The sequence below is a fragment of the Flavobacterium sp. AC267 genome (genome assembly GCF_979258715.1).
The window spans coordinates 4,021,943-4,036,742 of the sequence record NZ_OZ409875.1 but is presented as its reverse complement, the minus strand read 5'-3'; the positions used below and the strand labels follow the sequence as shown (position 1 = coordinate 4,036,742).

Below are 14,800 nucleotides of genomic sequence, written 5' to 3'. Positions count from 1 at the left end.
GGAAAGAGATGAAAAAGATAGTGATGATTATAATGCTTATTGGTTTTGGATGTTTTACCAGCAAGGCAGGGGCACAGTCCGCGGAGATCCAGCAGTTGCTTTTAAACATTGAAAAGCTGTCCCAGTTTAAGAAGATTTTAAGTGATATGAAAAAGGGCTATGATCTGCTCTCGGGAGGATACAAAGCCGTTAAGGATATGTCCGAAGGTAATTTCAGTCTGCATAAAACTTTTTTAGATGCCCTGATGCAGGTCAGCCCTGCGGTGAAGAATTATAAAAGAGTGGCGGAGATAGCAGATTTTCAGATCCAATTGGTCAGGGAAAGTAAAAGTGGACTCAGGCGTTTTAAGTCAGGGAGTTTTTCAGTGCAGGAGATCAGTTATTTTGAGAGGGTGTATGCGAATCTTTTAAGCCAGAGCCTGCGCAATCTTGATGAGCTTCTGATGGTGGTCACCGCCGACAAGCTCAGGATGTCTGATGATGAACGGCTCCAGGCCGTGGATAACATTTATCTGCAGATGCAGGACAAACTGTTATTCCTTCGCACTTTCAATCGGGAATCCAGCGTGCTGGTGCTCCAGAGAGCCAAGGAGACAGCAGAGGTATATGCTTCGAGATCTTTTCAGGAATTAAAAGACTAAAAGGATGGATCGTTATACGTTTTTAAAGAGATTTTTGTTCCTGCTTGTCTTATTGATGGTGCCTTGTCTGATGCGGGGGCAGGGACTTGGGGAGGAGATACAGAGCCTGCACTCGGTTTTAGACCAGCTGTATGACGAGATGATGCCTTTATGCAGTAACCTTATTGCAGTGGGGCAGGGTATAGCGGGATTTGGAACGATATGGTATATCGCTTCTCGGGTCTGGCGTCATATTGCCAATGCAGAGCCGATAGATTTTTATCCCTTGTTCCGTCCTTTTGTAATCGGGTTCTGTATCCTGATTTTTCCTTCTGTGCTGGCTTTGATTAACGGGGTGATGAAACCCACTGTAACGGCAACTGGTGCTATGGTGGCGGGATCCAATAATGCAGTGGCGGTGCTTTTGAAAGAAAAGGAAAAGGCCGTCAAGCAGACCGATCCGTGGAAAATGTATGTAGGGGTCACCGGAACAGGAGATCGCGACAGGTGGTACAAATATACCCATGATGAGGATCCATCGGACGAAAGTATGCTGGCAGGAATAGGGAATGATGTGAAGTTTGCGATGGAAAAAGCTTCTTATAATTTTAGAAATTCCGTTAAGGAATGGCTAAGTGAGGTGCTTCGGGTTTTGTTCGAAGCGGCGACCTTGTGTATTGATACGCTTCGGACATTCCAGCTTGTGGTGCTTTCTATTTTGGGACCGCTGGTATTTGGACTGGCGGTATTTGACGGCTTTCAGCACACCCTTACCGTATGGCTTGCCCGGTATATCAATATTTACCTCTGGCTTCCCGTGGCCAATATCTTTGGAAGCATTATTGGAAAGATTCAGGAGCTCATGCTCAAACTGGATTTATCACAGGTGCAGAGCACGGGTGATACTTTTTTCAGCAGGACCGATACTGCATTTTTGATTTTTATGATAATCGGCATTATAGGATACTTCACAGTGCCTTCGGTAGCCAATTACATAGTGCATGCTGGAGGAGGCAGTGCACTGGGTCAGAAAGTAACCACTTTGTTTGCCGGTTCGGCCGCATCGATGGTTTCTAAAACCGCGCAGGGTGCCGGAATGGTTAAAGATATGATGGGAGATGCTGATGCGAGGATGACGCAAAGCATGGCCTCAACAGCTGGAAGCAGTCCTTATTTTAAGGAGCAGGGAGATTATAAAAGCGATAAGCTCAGGGGCAACTCCAAATAAATTCAATTTTAAAAAACACGGCTCATGTTTACCAAAATGAAAAATATAGATACTGCTTTTAGATATATCAGGGGCTTTACCCTGCTGATGATTGTGGGATGCGTTGTGATCTGCTGTTTTACGCTTTATAAAAGTTTTGAATCGGTAACCCTGATGCAGGATAAGGTGTATATACTGGCCAATGGCAAAGCGCTTGAAGCGTATGGTTCAGAGCGGAAAGATAATGTAGCGGTGGAAGCGCGCGATCATGTGAAAACCTTTCACAAACTTTTTTTCAGTCTTGATCCTGATGACAAGGTCATTAAAACCAATGTAACCAAAGCCCTTTATCTGGCAGATGACAGCGCTAAGCGGGTGTATGATGATCTGAAAGAAAACGGTTTTTATTCGGGAATCATTTCAGGGAATATCAGCCAGACGGTTCAAATTGACAGTGTGGCGGTTGATATCGGGGAATATCCGTACCGTTTCAGCTGTTATGCCCGCCAGCATATTATTCGAACCACCAGCATTTTAAAAAGAAGCCTGATCACGCAGGGAAGTCTGCGTAATGTATCAAGAAGCGATAATAACCCGCACGGGTTTTTAATTGAGCGCTGGACGACTTTGGAGAACAAGGATTTAGGGGTGGAGAATAGAAAATAAAATGATAAGATATGAACTCAATGTTTAACAAGCAGGAAGAGCGAAAGGCTGTGGTTAATTTTTCCTGGTATCGTCATTGCCCAAAAAAGAGGAGCAGGACAATTGAGCAGGAGGACAGACGGGTTATCCAGAAGGACACTGCTTTGGTCGCTGGTTTTGTTTGTAGTGCTGTCTGGGAGTTTCTTTCTCTGTACTGTTTACATATCGTTCTGTGAAGCTGGTTCTTCAGGCGGTCATAAAACGGTTATTTCAACAATTAAATCGATTAATTCAAAATAATACTATCATGGAAAAAACAATTTCTATACAGGAAGCCAGAAAGCGTAAACTGCTTTTGGTGCTTCCCGTGATTACACTGCCTTTTATTACTTTTTTATTTTATATACTCGGAGGAGGCAGGGCAGAGGCGCAGTTTGATGAAAAGCAGTGCAAGGCGGCTTCAATTTTAAGCTTCCCATTCCCAAGTTTCAGGAAGATGCTTGCGCTGGATAAAATGAGTTATTACGATCAGGCGACAGTGGATTCCATTAAGCGCCAGGAACAGATTAAAAAAGATCCCAATTATTTACGGGCGGGGCTTGTTGATTCTTTGGACTTTACGTCTGTTGATTTGCAGGCGCGTCGTTTTGGTACTGGGACTTCAGGTCTTAATCCAATAGCTCTTCAGGACAGAAAGGAACAGAAGGTGTATGCTAAACTGCACGCGCTTCAAAAGGCAATAAGTGCGCCTGCTTCAGGAAATAGTTATGGGCAGGATATGCGGGAGTTTGAACATTACAGCTCTGAGAGTGCAGAGATCAAGAACTTGGAAAAGATGATGTCTTCTCTGGGTTCGGTGCAGGAACCTGATCCCGAACTGCGGCAGCTTGGAGGCATGCTGGAGAATATACTGGACATTCAGCATCCTTCCCGGGTAGAGCAAAGGCTCAAGCAATCTTCAGAGAATAGGAAAGGAAAGATATACTCGGTCCAGAAAAACAAACAGGAGCATACGGTCAGCTCACTTCAGGAGCATGCTAACACTGTCCATTCTTTAAAGTCAAATGCCTTTTATGCGCTGGATGAAGCGCCATCTTCTGAAGAAATGCAGAATGCTCTTGAGGCGGTCGTTCATCAGACCCAGACCCTTGTTAACGGATCGGTGGTGAAATTAAGACTGACCCATGATATTGTACTGCAGGGAACTGTAATCCCGAAAAACACTTTTCTTTTTGGGACTGCCTCATTAAAAGGGGAAAGACTTGAGGTTAAAATTGCTAACATCCAATTCAGGAATTCCATTTTTCCTGTTGCCCTTGCCCTTTATGATAGGGACGGCATTAATGGGATTTACATTCCAGGAGCTTTGGGCAGGGATGTGGCCAAAGCGTCTGCTGACCGCTCGATACAGTCGATGGGGCTTTCCGGGATTTCAGATTCCTGGGGAGCGCAGGCGACGGGAATGGGAATCGAAGCGGCCAAGAGTCTGATGAGTAAAAAGGTAAAACTCATTAAAGTGGTGGTTAAAGCAGGTTACCAGGTGCTTTTATACGATGAAAAACAAAAGAATTAAATTTTTAAAAATCTTAAAAAGAGCTGTTATGGAATTATTGAAAAGAATGAATCATTTGTTTGTGTGGGTTGTACTGCTGGTTTTTGTGTCAGCTAGCCCGCAGGCAGGCGCCAGGGAGGGTGTTTTTAATGAACACCAATACCAAAACCTCCAGATTGGATATTCTAAGACGACCAGCATCGTTTTTCCTTATCCAATTAAAAGTATCGATAAGGGAAGTGCCGATGTGCTGGTGCAGAAAGCGGGCGGAGTGGAGAACATACTGCTGGTTAAAGCCGCTGAAGCAGTATTTTTTGCAGACCAATCTCACGGTTGTAACCGCAGACGCCAAATTATATGTCTTTTTGCTGAACTATAATGAAGACTGCCCCGATTTAAATATAAAGGCAGTAAATGCACTGGCGACGAGTAAAGAGGTATTGTTTTCCTTGGAGAACGAGAATCAAAAGCAGATAGAACAGCTGGCTTCCCTTGCGGTATTGAAAAAGAAAAAGACCAGCGGTTTAAAAAAGGCAAAGTATCAGATCAGCCTGGAGGTCAACGGTATTTTTATTAATGGGGATGTACTATATCTGCGGGTTGTATTGGAGAATAAATCCAAAATTAACTACGATATTGATCAGTTTCGTTTTTTTATCAGGGACCAGAGAAAATCAAAACGCACCGCCTCGCAGGAAATTGAACTGGAGCCGCTGTACGGCAGTTCATCTGATTTGGTGATTCCTTATGAGTCTAAAGTCATTAAAGTTTATGCACTGGAGAAATTTACCATTCCGGAGAATAAGTATTTGACACTGCGACTTATTGAAAAGAACGGCGGTCGTCATTTGGAGCTCAATGTTAGTAATAGTCTGACCGATAAAGTTATTCCTATAGGGGAATTCAGCCCAGAGTCTTTTTAGTTCTATCATGATTGTAAATAGTAGTGACTTAGAAATACTGGCGGCTATTGCCGCAGACAAGCAGACCATAGGGTATCAGTATACCGTTTTTCCGCCGCATCAGATATCGGATTTTGGGACTCTTGAGTTTTTTGAAACCCCATTAAAAGCAAGAGAATGCTGTTTGGAGAAGTCGAATGCTGTGGAGCAGTATCAATGGATGCCCATTGCTTCTATGAGAAGTGATTTAAAGATAGTTATGGAAAGCGGTATTACCACCTCCAATGAGGTATTGGTGTTGGATCTTACGTCCTATGCAAGGCTTCTGCGGGACAGCAAAGAAATAGTAGAAAACAACTTAAATACAAACGTTATGAATCAGAAAAATTTAGAATTTTTAGCCGATCAGATTAAATACACCGGCTTTGGAGAAACACTGCAGGGGGTATTGAAAGAGAAAATGGAAAAGGGGGAAAAGGAATTTACCATCCCGCATGAAGCGAAGTTTGACAGCGGGACACTGTCTTCTGAGCTGTCTTTTAAAAAGTCAGACCAGAGTGATTTGTATTTCTTTAATTCCTATAAGGCCGTACTGCAGAAAGAAGGGGCAAGACATGCACCCGAGCAGATTTTTTATGTCAGCAGGGACAATACCTTTACCATGAAAGAAGCCTTTAACCTTTTGGATGGAAGAGCGGTGAACAAAGATCTCAAAAATAAGGAGGGAGAGGTGTATAATTCCTATGTTCAATTGGATTTTAAGGATGCTGAGCCTAATGGAAACTTCAAGATGAACCATTACCACCAGAATTATGGATTTGATTTAGAAGCCGCACTTTCTAAACATTCAATCAAAGAGCTGGAGACCCCGAAATTCAAGGAAGATCTTTTAAATTCGTTGAAAAAAGGAAACCTGCAGTCCGTGACCTTTGTGGTGTCTGGTGTGGAAAGTAAACACTATGTGGAAGCCAATCCGCGTTTTAAAACCCTTAATGTGTATGATACAAACCTGCGACCGCATTAACCATCGTGAAAGCAAAGAGGAGAAGCGAGCAGCAGGGGCAGGAGCAGTCTGCATACAAAAAGCAGGCGAAAGATCTGGACGGTGAGCCTGAAGCCGCTGGGCAGAAGGAAAGTAAAAAAAGAAAGGTGAAATCCCAATCCATGTAACACTTATGGAAAGCATAAAACCCTTATCGGATTTCTTTTCGGTGATTGAAAAGGATTTTCGGATCAGCAAGCACCCATATTGCCATTTATGCGGCACTGCTTCGGTATCGATCCCTTAAGGGTTTTATCAATCCTATTGAAGTATTCCGGCAGGAACTCGCACCTATTGCCAAGATATCCTCCAAATACACCTACCATAAATGCATGCATGAACTGCATGAATACGGCTACCTGCGTTATGAGCCTTCTTTTAAAAAGACAAGAGGCGACCGGATTTATTTTTTTGATTTTGAACTGCGTAATATTGAACTGTTATGAAACCCTTTACCTTTGAAGATCTTCCCAATATCCTGGGGACACTTTCCATGCGGATGGAGAATGTGGAGCGAATGCTTAAAGAGATACAGCAAAAACAAAGCGCTGAGCCTGCAGATGCAGGGCTTATGAGTATTATCGAGGCTTCCAAACTATTGAAGCTTTCCGTAGCGACCATTTACTCCAAGGTATGCAGAAATGAGATTCCGGTCAGCAAGCAGGGCAAGAAGCTGTATTTTCTCCGATCTGAATTGCTGGACTGGATTAAGGCAGGGCGGATCAAGACCATAAATGAGATGCGGCAGGAGGCGGATAAGAGATTTAAATCACAATTTTAGGTTTAGTGTACGTAAAATGGAATTAAAAACAAAATTAATACGGTATAGTTCTTTAATAATACGTACTTTAGTAATCTTTAATGATCTTCTTTTATGAAAAGAGCCAATTGTTTTTTTAGCAACTGGCTCTTTTTTTATTATTTTCAAATTTCACTATTCTGTAATTTAAAATAGCTCAATTATGGTCCAATTTGACACCCCTGATGCAGATGATTCCTCTGATAAATTTAAGGAACAGCATAATGATTTGGTATTCTCGTACCTTTTATGTATTAAATTGTCAAGGAGTTTAGTTTTTATAAATTAGTTTGTGCCACGACTGTGCCGCAAAACTCAGAACTTCGACATTGAGATAGTAAGAAACTTGAAAGTTTTTTTATATCAAAAAAGTATCAGAACGATTATCACTATCACCACTTTTAGCAATGCTATACTTTGTAATTTGGACTATCGATTTATAATTTTATGCCTATGTTTTCTCCCTCAATCTGCAAGTTCCTTAATAATCGGCTCCAAAGTATGTCCATATTGGGTTAGTTCATAGGATAAGGGCATCACTGGGACTTATTTTAGGAGTTGCATTAACGACACTGCTATTTAAAGTAATGATAACTTAAGTGGTAATCACTATAGTATTTAAAATCCGATTATGTGGCAACTTATCCATTTTGGCTATTTTTTATTCCATTTTGGCTACTTTTCGACAACAGAATAATCTGAATTTTGCATTGTACAATTAAATAAAGAAAATATGCAAAAGACAATTTTTATTACAGGCGCTTCAAGCGGGCTGGGAAAAGCAGCGACTAAATTATTTCAGAGTAAGGGATGGAATGTTATCGCTACTATGCGAAACCCCGAAAAAGAATCAGAATTAAATCAATTGGAAAATATTACCTTACTGCCTTTAGATGTAACGGATTTAAAGCAAGTTAAAACTACGATTTCGAAATTATTGGCCACACAATCTGTGGATGTCGTACTAAATAATGCAGGTTTCGGATTAGTTGGGCCATTAGAGGCTTTTAGTGAAGAACAGATTAATACGCAGATTCAGACTAATCTATTTGGCGTTATCAATGTGACAAGGGCTTTTTTATCTAATTTTAGAGAAAAAAGAAGCGGTACTTTCATAAATATAACCTCTACTTTTGGGCTGATGAGTTTTCCAACATGCTCAGTGTACAGTGCGACAAAATTTGGAGTCGATGGATTCTCAGAAGGCCTTTTATATGAATTAGCTCAGTTTGGAATAAAGGTGAAGATCGTAGCTCCAGGTGGTATGCAGACCGATTTCGCTGGACGCTCACTGCAAGGCGGCATGCATGATGCCTATAACTTACTTGCCGCTAAAGTAAGTGAAGGATACAGTGAAGAACAGATTGCCAATTATACAAGGCCTGAAGAAGTTGCACAGGTTATTTTTGATGTCGCTACAGATAATAAGAATCAATTCAGATATATAGCAGGAAGAGATGCTGTGGCATTATATTCTGAACGATTAGAGCTGGGGGCTGAGCGAGCAAGTGCAAAAAATAAAGTCTCAATTTTTATTTTAGTCTTATTGTAGTCCTTGTCAGTTTCAGAAATGGACCAATCAGGGACTTCATAAATATAATTTTTTAAATTTGTTGTCAATGAAAAGCAATCCCATAATATTCAATTCTCTTTCGCAGACTTCACAAAGCAATGGGACAAAGTGCTCCCAATCATCCACTGATCAGTATTTTGAATTATGGAGAAGCGACTGTTTGATCCTAAGGATTATGAACAGGGGATAATACTCAATTTTTACAAAATTTCCTTTAAAACCAGTTTTACAGGACGGCTGAAGTATGGGCAGGGATTTTATGATTTCGAAGAAGGCGGTATGTCTTTTGTTGCGCCCGGACAATTACTAAAAATGCAGGATGAAGAGGCTGACTACAGCGGAATGTCATTGCACATACATCCTGATTTTCTTAGACCCTATTCCCTAAATTCCAATATTAAACAATTCGGATTTTTCAGTTATTCAGTCGCTGAGGCACTTTACCTTTCTGAAAGGGAAAAAGCAACAATTCTGAGTGTTTATAAATTTATTGAGGAAGAATTGAGGGAACGAATAGATAAATTCAGCCAGGATGTAATTATATCACAGATTGAATTACTGCTTAATTACGCAAATCGCTTTTATGATCGTCAGTTTATTACCCGAAAAGTAATCAATAATGATGTATTAAGCCAATTAGAAACCTATCTTGACAGCTACTTTAATGATGAAAAGGCGTTAACTGACGGCCTGCCTTCAGTTAGTGCGCAGACTGAAGCCTTAAATCTGACACCACGATATTTAAGTGATTTACTTCGTCATTTGGTTGGTCTGAGTACACAGCAGTTTATTCACGAGAAAGTAATCGAAAAAGCAAAAGAATATTTGGCAAAAGATGTATTAAATATAGCGGAGATAGCGTATTACTTAGGTTTTGAACATCCACAATCCTTTACCAAGTTATTTAAGAATAAAACCAATCTTACACCCCTTAAATTTAAAGCATTAATTTTTAAAAATTAAAATAATATTTAATTTGAAACGATTGTTTCAAAATTTTTTTATCTTTGCTCCCGATATGCCGAAAAATGTAAAATTTGATGAACAATTAGCAATTTCAAAAGCTATGGATGTCTTTTGGAAGAAAGGCTACAGCGGTGCGTCTATGCGCGACCTTACCGAAGCAATGGGAATCAACAGCGATGACCTTTACAATACAATTGGCGATAAACATCAATTATTTGTGAAGTGTATTAAAAACTATACTGAAACCAGAATGATCGCCGCAACCAAAATGCTTCAAAATATTTCAAGCCCAATCAAAGCAATAGAAAAGTTTATTGATGCTTCTGTATACAGTATTACGCATGAAAGCAATAGTTGCCTTGCCATTAAAACAACTTTTGAGCTGGCTATTGATGATACGGAAGTTCAAAAAATAATCAAGGCTGACAGTAACTTTACGTATAATTTAATTTTAAGTTTAGTTGAAAAGGCAATTGATAAAAAGGAAATAAAAATTACTGATGATGCAAAAATGCTGACCGATTATATTATTAATAATTTTACTGGCTGGCACGAATCTTTTATTATTTATAATGACAAGAAAAGAATAGAAAAAATGGCGCTGTTTCTATTAAGCCAGATTACAGCATAATTTTTTTTAACCTAATTTAAAACAAACGTTTCAAATAAAACATGATTACAAATAAAAACGAGTACAGCAATTACTTTTCAGCAAATGAATTTCCTGAAATAGTAAAATTTGCAGGAGCAGACTTATATATCAATAATTGGTCATGGTTATCCTGGTTCATCAATTTTTTATCAAAAGAAAAAAGCGCTATCAGATTTTTGTATAGAATTGAGGAGCAGTCTTTTGAATAGTTCGAAAGCTTTCGAGAATGATATTATTGAGATATTTTATTGGTTCGATGAGTCATCAACTGGTCCTGTTGATATAGGGAGTTTCTATACAACAGTGGATTTAGAGTCGCTTAATTATAGGATCGCTATAAAGATACCAGAAACAATTTCTGATGATGATATTAAGTTAGTTTCTAAATCAGTTCAAAATAGTGCTTTTGCTGAAATGTTTGAGCTTTATTATTACACAGCTGGTGATTGTGTGCAAGTTTTGCATGAGGGCCCTTTTGCTGGAGAACTTGAAACGTTACCGATTTTACAAAAATTTGCAGATGATAATCAGTTCGTTAAAATAGGGATGCACCATGAAATTCATCTGGTACACTTTGAAAGGGGACAAAACCAGGATAACTTAAAAACGATACTTAGGGATCAGGTTAAAAAAAAATAAAAAATTTTACAAACATTTGAAACAATTGTTTCAAACTAATCATTATATATATTATGAAAAAAACTGAAAAGGAATTACAAGGCAAAATAGCTTTGATAACTGGTGGAACCAAAGGAATAGGAAAGGCCATCGCGGATGAATTGGCCCATCTGGGCGCAACGGTAATAGTTTCAGCCAGAAGCTTACATGACAGTAATTTGGAGCACGAATTTATTGCCGCAGATTTAAGTCAGTCTGAAGATATTAAACAGTTAGCGAATAAAATTATAGAACAATACGGAACTCTCGATATCTTAATAAATAATGTAGGGGGAACATCTGCACCTGCGGGCGGTTTCAGTGTGCTTTCGGATGAGGACTGGGAAAAAGATTTACAATTGAATCTATTAGCGACTATCAAACTCGATAAAGCACTGGTTCCATCAATGATTGAGCGAAGCACAGGTGTAGTTATTCATATTTCTTCACTTAACGGAAAATTACCACTTTATGCTTCCAATTTTTCTTATGGAGTTACCAAGGTCGCGCTTAACAATTACAGCAAGGCATTGGCAGATGAAGTGGCTTCAAAAGGGGTAAGGGTGATAACCGTTTCACCCGGTATGGTTAAAACCACAGCTATGGAAACCTTTTTGAACAGCTATGGTGCTTCTATAGGGAAAAATATGGAAGAAACGGCTCAACTGGTTATGGACAGTCTGGGAGGTGTACCAATGAATAGGCTCGCACAGCCACAAGAAATAGCGAATCTGATAGGTTTTCTGGTTTCATCCAAAGCATCTTACATAACTGGAACTAATTACGTAATAGATGGTGGTACAATACCGACTACCATCTAAAAAAAAAAATGAATCTGAAAACAATATAATAGCATCAATAATGGAAAAATTAGCACAAGAGCTAGCAGGTAAAGTTGCCTTAGTAACTGGTGGAACGAAAGGTATTGGAAAAGCAATCGCCGACAGGTTATTAGAAGCTGGAGCAAAAGTTATCGTAACGGCTAGAAGTCATCCCGGAGAAGAGAAATTAAAACATCATTTCATTGCGACTGATTTAACTATTGCAAGTGACACCGTTAAGATAGCAAGCAGAAATTACTAAACAATTTGGAGCAGTTGATATTCTGGTCAACAATATGGGGGGATCTACCAGTCCTTCGGGAGGATTTGGAGCTTTAAGTGATCAGGATTGGGAAAATGATCTGCAATTAAATCTACAATCATCCGTTCGGATGGACAGAGCAATCCTACCCCAAATGGTTGAGAAAAAAAGCGGTGTCATTATCCATATTTCATCATTGACTGGTGTACTCCCTGTTTATGAATCGCTGGGTGCTTATGCCGTCGCTAAAGCCGCATTGAACAATTATAGTAAGAGTCTCTCAAAAGAGTTTTCACCTCAAGGCATACGTATTGTGGCGGTTTCTCCAGGGATGGTAAAAACTGAGACAATGGATTCTTACTTACACTCATTGTCTGATACATCAGGTTTCAGTGTGGAAGAGGTTACGCAGAATCTGATCAACAGTTTGGGCGGGATTCCGATGGGTAGAATGGCTAATCCTGAAGAAATAGCAGAGTTGGTCGGCTTTCTGGTTTCCCCGAGAGCATCATACATAACTGGCGTGAACTACATTATTGATGGAGGAACAAATCCATCGTTGTAAAATGGCCCGTAAAAATAATATAAACAGCTTAGAATAATATACCTCATTTGTTTACTGATTTCGGGTTGTGACCTAAAGGTGTGGTAGCAATAGAAGGATTATTCTAGTGTTTTATGTCTTTACTGCAGTTGGAATATCCTGTTAAAGGAAACAATATAATTGTAAAAAATTAAAAATGAATACTATAAAAAAGAAACTCCTTATTTATGGAGCCGCAGGTTATACAGGAAAAATAATAGCGGCGCGTGCAAAAGAACTAAATCTTGATTTTGAGATTGCGACCCGTGAAGAATATAAAATAAAAGTTTTGGCTAAGGAGTTAAATGTTCCGTTTCATGTTTTTAATGTAGAGGATGAAGACGGCTGGAAAAATGCCCTTGCAGATAAACATGTTTTGATTAATGCGGCGGGTCCATTTGAATTCACTGCAAAGCAGGCTATGAATGCCTGCCTAAGAGCAGGTGTTCATTATCTTGATATTAGTGCTGAATTACAAACGTATCAATTAGCAGAATCATTAGACGATCAAGCCAAAGAAGCGGGAATACAATTGATGTCAGGCGCCGGTCTTTTTGTAAGTTATGATGCCTTAGCAGTTCATCTATCGAAACTAGTTGCAGAACCACAGGAATTAAAAGTAGGTTTCAGGCATTATGGAGGATTTTCAAAAGGTTCGGTATTAAGCAGTAAAAATATTGCTGACTTAGGTATTTTGATAAGAAAGAATGGAGAAGTAGTAAAAAATGCAAATCCACAGTCCAAAGTTTTTTCTTTTGGTGAGGAGGCAGTTGAATGTATTCCAACCCCTTTGGGAGGAATTCTCCTGAGCTATAAATCAACAGGAATTCCTAATATAGAAGAGTACTTTTCATTAAAACTTCCGGCTGTGGATTTGCCTGATTTAGCAGTAGGAAATTTGCCAGATGGCCCATCGGAAGAAGAACGCGCTTCAGGAAGAAACGGGCTTGCAGCTGAAATGACCGGGAAAGATGGAAAAGTTGTTAAGGCTTATATAGATGCTCCATCAGGTTATGCATTAACACCGCTTTCTGTTGTGGCAGTTGCAAACCGGATTTTGAATAGTGATTTTAAAATCGGTTATCAATCGCCGGGATCTGCGTATGGGGAAGAGATTTTAAAGGATATTCCGGATCTTTATTTATATGATATCTAAAAAGAATACCAATCTAATATTGTCAAAATGGCTACAAGCAGAGGCATTTTGGCGAATTAGATTAAAGCATTTTTGAGCACTTTTGCAACAGTATTAATTTGAAATATAAAATATGAGTTACTGTAATTATATCCCAATGATGAAAGAGCCCAGCCGATCTCTTCATCAAAATTATCACGATTTCCACTATGGTTTTCCTATTCACGATGATAATGAATTGTTTGGAAGATTAATTTTAGAAATTAATCAGGCAGGATTGAGCTGGGAAACTATTTTGAAAAAAGAGGCAGGTTTTCGCAGTGCCTATGACAATTTCAATATTCAAAAAATTGCACATTATACCCAAACAGATCGTGAACGATTACTTAACGATGCCGGAATTATCCGCAATAAACTCAAGGTTAATGCCGCGATTGAAAATGCCAAAATGGTACTGCAGTGCAGGATGAGTTTGGCAGTTTTGAAAAATGGCTGGAGCATCATCATCCCAAGACCAGAGAAGAGTGGGTAAAACTATTCAAAAAGACCTTTAAGTTTACCGGAGGCGAAATTGTAAATGAGTTTCTGATGAGTATTGGTTATCTTAGAGGAGCTCATTCAGAGAGTTGTAAAATACACCAGCAGATTTTAGAAACCAGTCCAATGTGGCTACAAATATAATACTAATGGATACAAAGACTTTTATCAATGACTGGATTGAAGCCGGTAATACTTTTGATACCACAAAATACCTAAGCTTTTATTTGACAGATGCTGTTTTAGACGATCCGTCCGTGGGTAAGAAGTTTTTAGGACCTGAAGAAATAGAAGACTATTTTAGCGACTATTTTATTGGTTATAAAACACAGACAGAAATTGTTGAATTTGATATCTTAGACGAACATCTAGTGTATTTGAAAGTAAAATTTACAGGCGATTTTCCGGAGGGAGAAATTGGCGGGACTTTTGAAATTACTTTTAAAAACAATAAGATTTCATATTTAAAAGCAGATTTAATTCACTAAAAAAAGAAAAATGAGCCATAATAATTTTGACGAAATAATTAGCCGTTCCTTGGAACTAAGAAAAAAATACCACGAGCTGGAATTACAGCATCATGGGAGCAAATGGAGTCTTGAAGAAGATGCTTTAGCCTATCTGACTGATGCCGGTCTGGTAGGTAGAAATATTATGTCTGAGCAAAAGCGCTGGCCAAAGGCAGATTCTCAGGCTGAACTAAAGCATAAATTGGGTGAGAATATCTGGTGGCTGATTGTTCTGGCTGAAAGATCTGAAATAGACATCAGAGAAGCAGTCGGCAGTTTTTTAAATAAAACAGAAAAACTCTTTTGAAATGACCTTGTTCGCTTAATGCCCTAATGTG

At 39.2% G+C, this 14,800-nt stretch carries 18 protein-coding genes and 1 pseudogene; all 19 read left to right on the top strand.

Going from position 1 to position 14,800, the window contains the following annotated elements:
- Window positions 1-8 precede the first annotated feature (8 nt).
- The 19 genes and pseudogenes from ACZZ95_RS21345 (at window position 9) to ACZZ95_RS21255 (ending at window position 14,769) form a co-directional block, all read left to right on the top strand.
- The gene (locus ACZZ95_RS21345; RefSeq protein WP_463470572.1) at window positions 9-641 is read left to right on the top strand and encodes a TerB family tellurite resistance protein; all 633 of its coding nucleotides are present in this window, start codon (window positions 9-11) and stop codon (window positions 639-641) included.
- Window positions 642-696: 55 nt separating this feature from the next.
- Window positions 697-1,848, top strand: a complete 1,152-nt coding sequence (traJ, locus tag ACZZ95_RS21340; protein ID WP_463471734.1) for a conjugative transposon protein TraJ — start codon at window positions 697-699, stop codon at window positions 1,846-1,848.
- A 36-nt stretch (window positions 1,849-1,884) separates the two neighbouring features.
- Window positions 1,885-2,493, top strand: a complete 609-nt coding sequence (traK, locus tag ACZZ95_RS21335; protein WP_463470571.1) for a conjugative transposon protein TraK — start codon at window positions 1,885-1,887, stop codon at window positions 2,491-2,493.
- A 286-nt stretch (window positions 2,494-2,779) separates the two neighbouring features.
- The gene (traM, locus tag ACZZ95_RS21330; protein WP_463470570.1) at window positions 2,780-4,045 is read left to right on the top strand and encodes a conjugative transposon protein TraM; all 1,266 of its coding nucleotides are present in this window, start codon (window positions 2,780-2,782) and stop codon (window positions 4,043-4,045) included.
- Window positions 4,026-4,403, top strand: a complete 378-nt coding sequence (locus tag ACZZ95_RS21325) for a DUF4138 domain-containing protein (RefSeq protein ID WP_463470569.1) — start codon at window positions 4,026-4,028, stop codon at window positions 4,401-4,403. The genes traM and ACZZ95_RS21325 overlap by 20 nt, the downstream gene beginning before the upstream one ends.
- Window positions 4,339-4,947, top strand: a complete 609-nt coding sequence (gene traN, locus ACZZ95_RS21320) for a conjugative transposon protein TraN (protein WP_463470568.1) — start codon at window positions 4,339-4,341, stop codon at window positions 4,945-4,947. The genes ACZZ95_RS21325 and traN overlap by 65 nt, the downstream gene beginning before the upstream one ends.
- A gap of 7 nt (window positions 4,948-4,954) precedes the next feature.
- Entirely contained in the window at window positions 4,955-5,950 is a 996-nt protein-coding gene (locus tag ACZZ95_RS21315) for a hypothetical protein (RefSeq protein WP_463470567.1), read from the top strand.
- Between the two features lie 460 nt (window positions 5,951-6,410).
- The gene (locus ACZZ95_RS21310) at window positions 6,411-6,749 is read left to right on the top strand and encodes a helix-turn-helix domain-containing protein (protein WP_463470566.1); all 339 of its coding nucleotides are present in this window, start codon (window positions 6,411-6,413) and stop codon (window positions 6,747-6,749) included.
- Between the two features lie 751 nt (window positions 6,750-7,500).
- A complete protein-coding gene (locus tag ACZZ95_RS21305) occupies window positions 7,501-8,319 on the top strand; it encodes an SDR family oxidoreductase (protein WP_463470565.1) in 819 nt (272 codons plus the stop codon).
- Between the two features lie 165 nt (window positions 8,320-8,484).
- Complete coding sequence (locus ACZZ95_RS21300; protein WP_463470564.1) at window positions 8,485-9,303, top strand: helix-turn-helix domain-containing protein; 819 nt, start codon at window positions 8,485-8,487, stop codon at window positions 9,301-9,303.
- A gap of 55 nt (window positions 9,304-9,358) precedes the next feature.
- Window positions 9,359-9,937, top strand: a complete 579-nt coding sequence (locus tag ACZZ95_RS21295) for a TetR/AcrR family transcriptional regulator (protein ID WP_463470563.1) — start codon at window positions 9,359-9,361, stop codon at window positions 9,935-9,937.
- Between the two features lie 108 nt (window positions 9,938-10,045).
- Window positions 10,046-10,597: a hypothetical protein gene (locus tag ACZZ95_RS21290; protein ID WP_463470562.1), complete on the top strand. Its 552-nt coding sequence runs from the start codon at window positions 10,046-10,048 to the stop codon at window positions 10,595-10,597.
- 53 nt (window positions 10,598-10,650) lie between these two features.
- Window positions 10,651-11,436 (top strand): SDR family oxidoreductase, encoded by a 786-nt coding sequence (locus ACZZ95_RS21285; RefSeq protein WP_463470561.1) that lies wholly within the window; start codon window positions 10,651-10,653, stop codon window positions 11,434-11,436.
- Window positions 11,408-11,698, top strand: a complete 291-nt coding sequence (locus tag ACZZ95_RS21280) for an SDR family NAD(P)-dependent oxidoreductase (RefSeq protein ID WP_463470560.1) — start codon at window positions 11,408-11,410, stop codon at window positions 11,696-11,698. The genes ACZZ95_RS21285 and ACZZ95_RS21280 overlap by 29 nt, the downstream gene beginning before the upstream one ends.
- Before the next feature lie 34 nt (window positions 11,699-11,732).
- Entirely contained in the window at window positions 11,733-12,263 is a 531-nt protein-coding gene (locus ACZZ95_RS21275) for an oxidoreductase (protein WP_463470559.1), read from the top strand.
- A gap of 175 nt (window positions 12,264-12,438) precedes the next feature.
- Window positions 12,439-13,437, top strand: coding sequence for a saccharopine dehydrogenase family protein (locus tag ACZZ95_RS21270; protein WP_463470558.1), 999 nt, complete (start codon window positions 12,439-12,441; stop codon window positions 13,435-13,437).
- A gap of 112 nt (window positions 13,438-13,549) precedes the next feature.
- Window positions 13,550-14,097: pseudogene (locus ACZZ95_RS21265) on the top strand (DNA-3-methyladenine glycosylase I).
- A 5-nt stretch (window positions 14,098-14,102) separates the two neighbouring features.
- A complete protein-coding gene (locus tag ACZZ95_RS21260) occupies window positions 14,103-14,441 on the top strand; it encodes a nuclear transport factor 2 family protein (protein WP_463470557.1) in 339 nt (112 codons plus the stop codon).
- A 10-nt stretch (window positions 14,442-14,451) separates the two neighbouring features.
- The gene (locus ACZZ95_RS21255) at window positions 14,452-14,769 is read left to right on the top strand and encodes a MazG-like protein (RefSeq protein WP_463470556.1); all 318 of its coding nucleotides are present in this window, start codon (window positions 14,452-14,454) and stop codon (window positions 14,767-14,769) included.
- Window positions 14,770-14,800 lie beyond the last annotated feature (31 nt).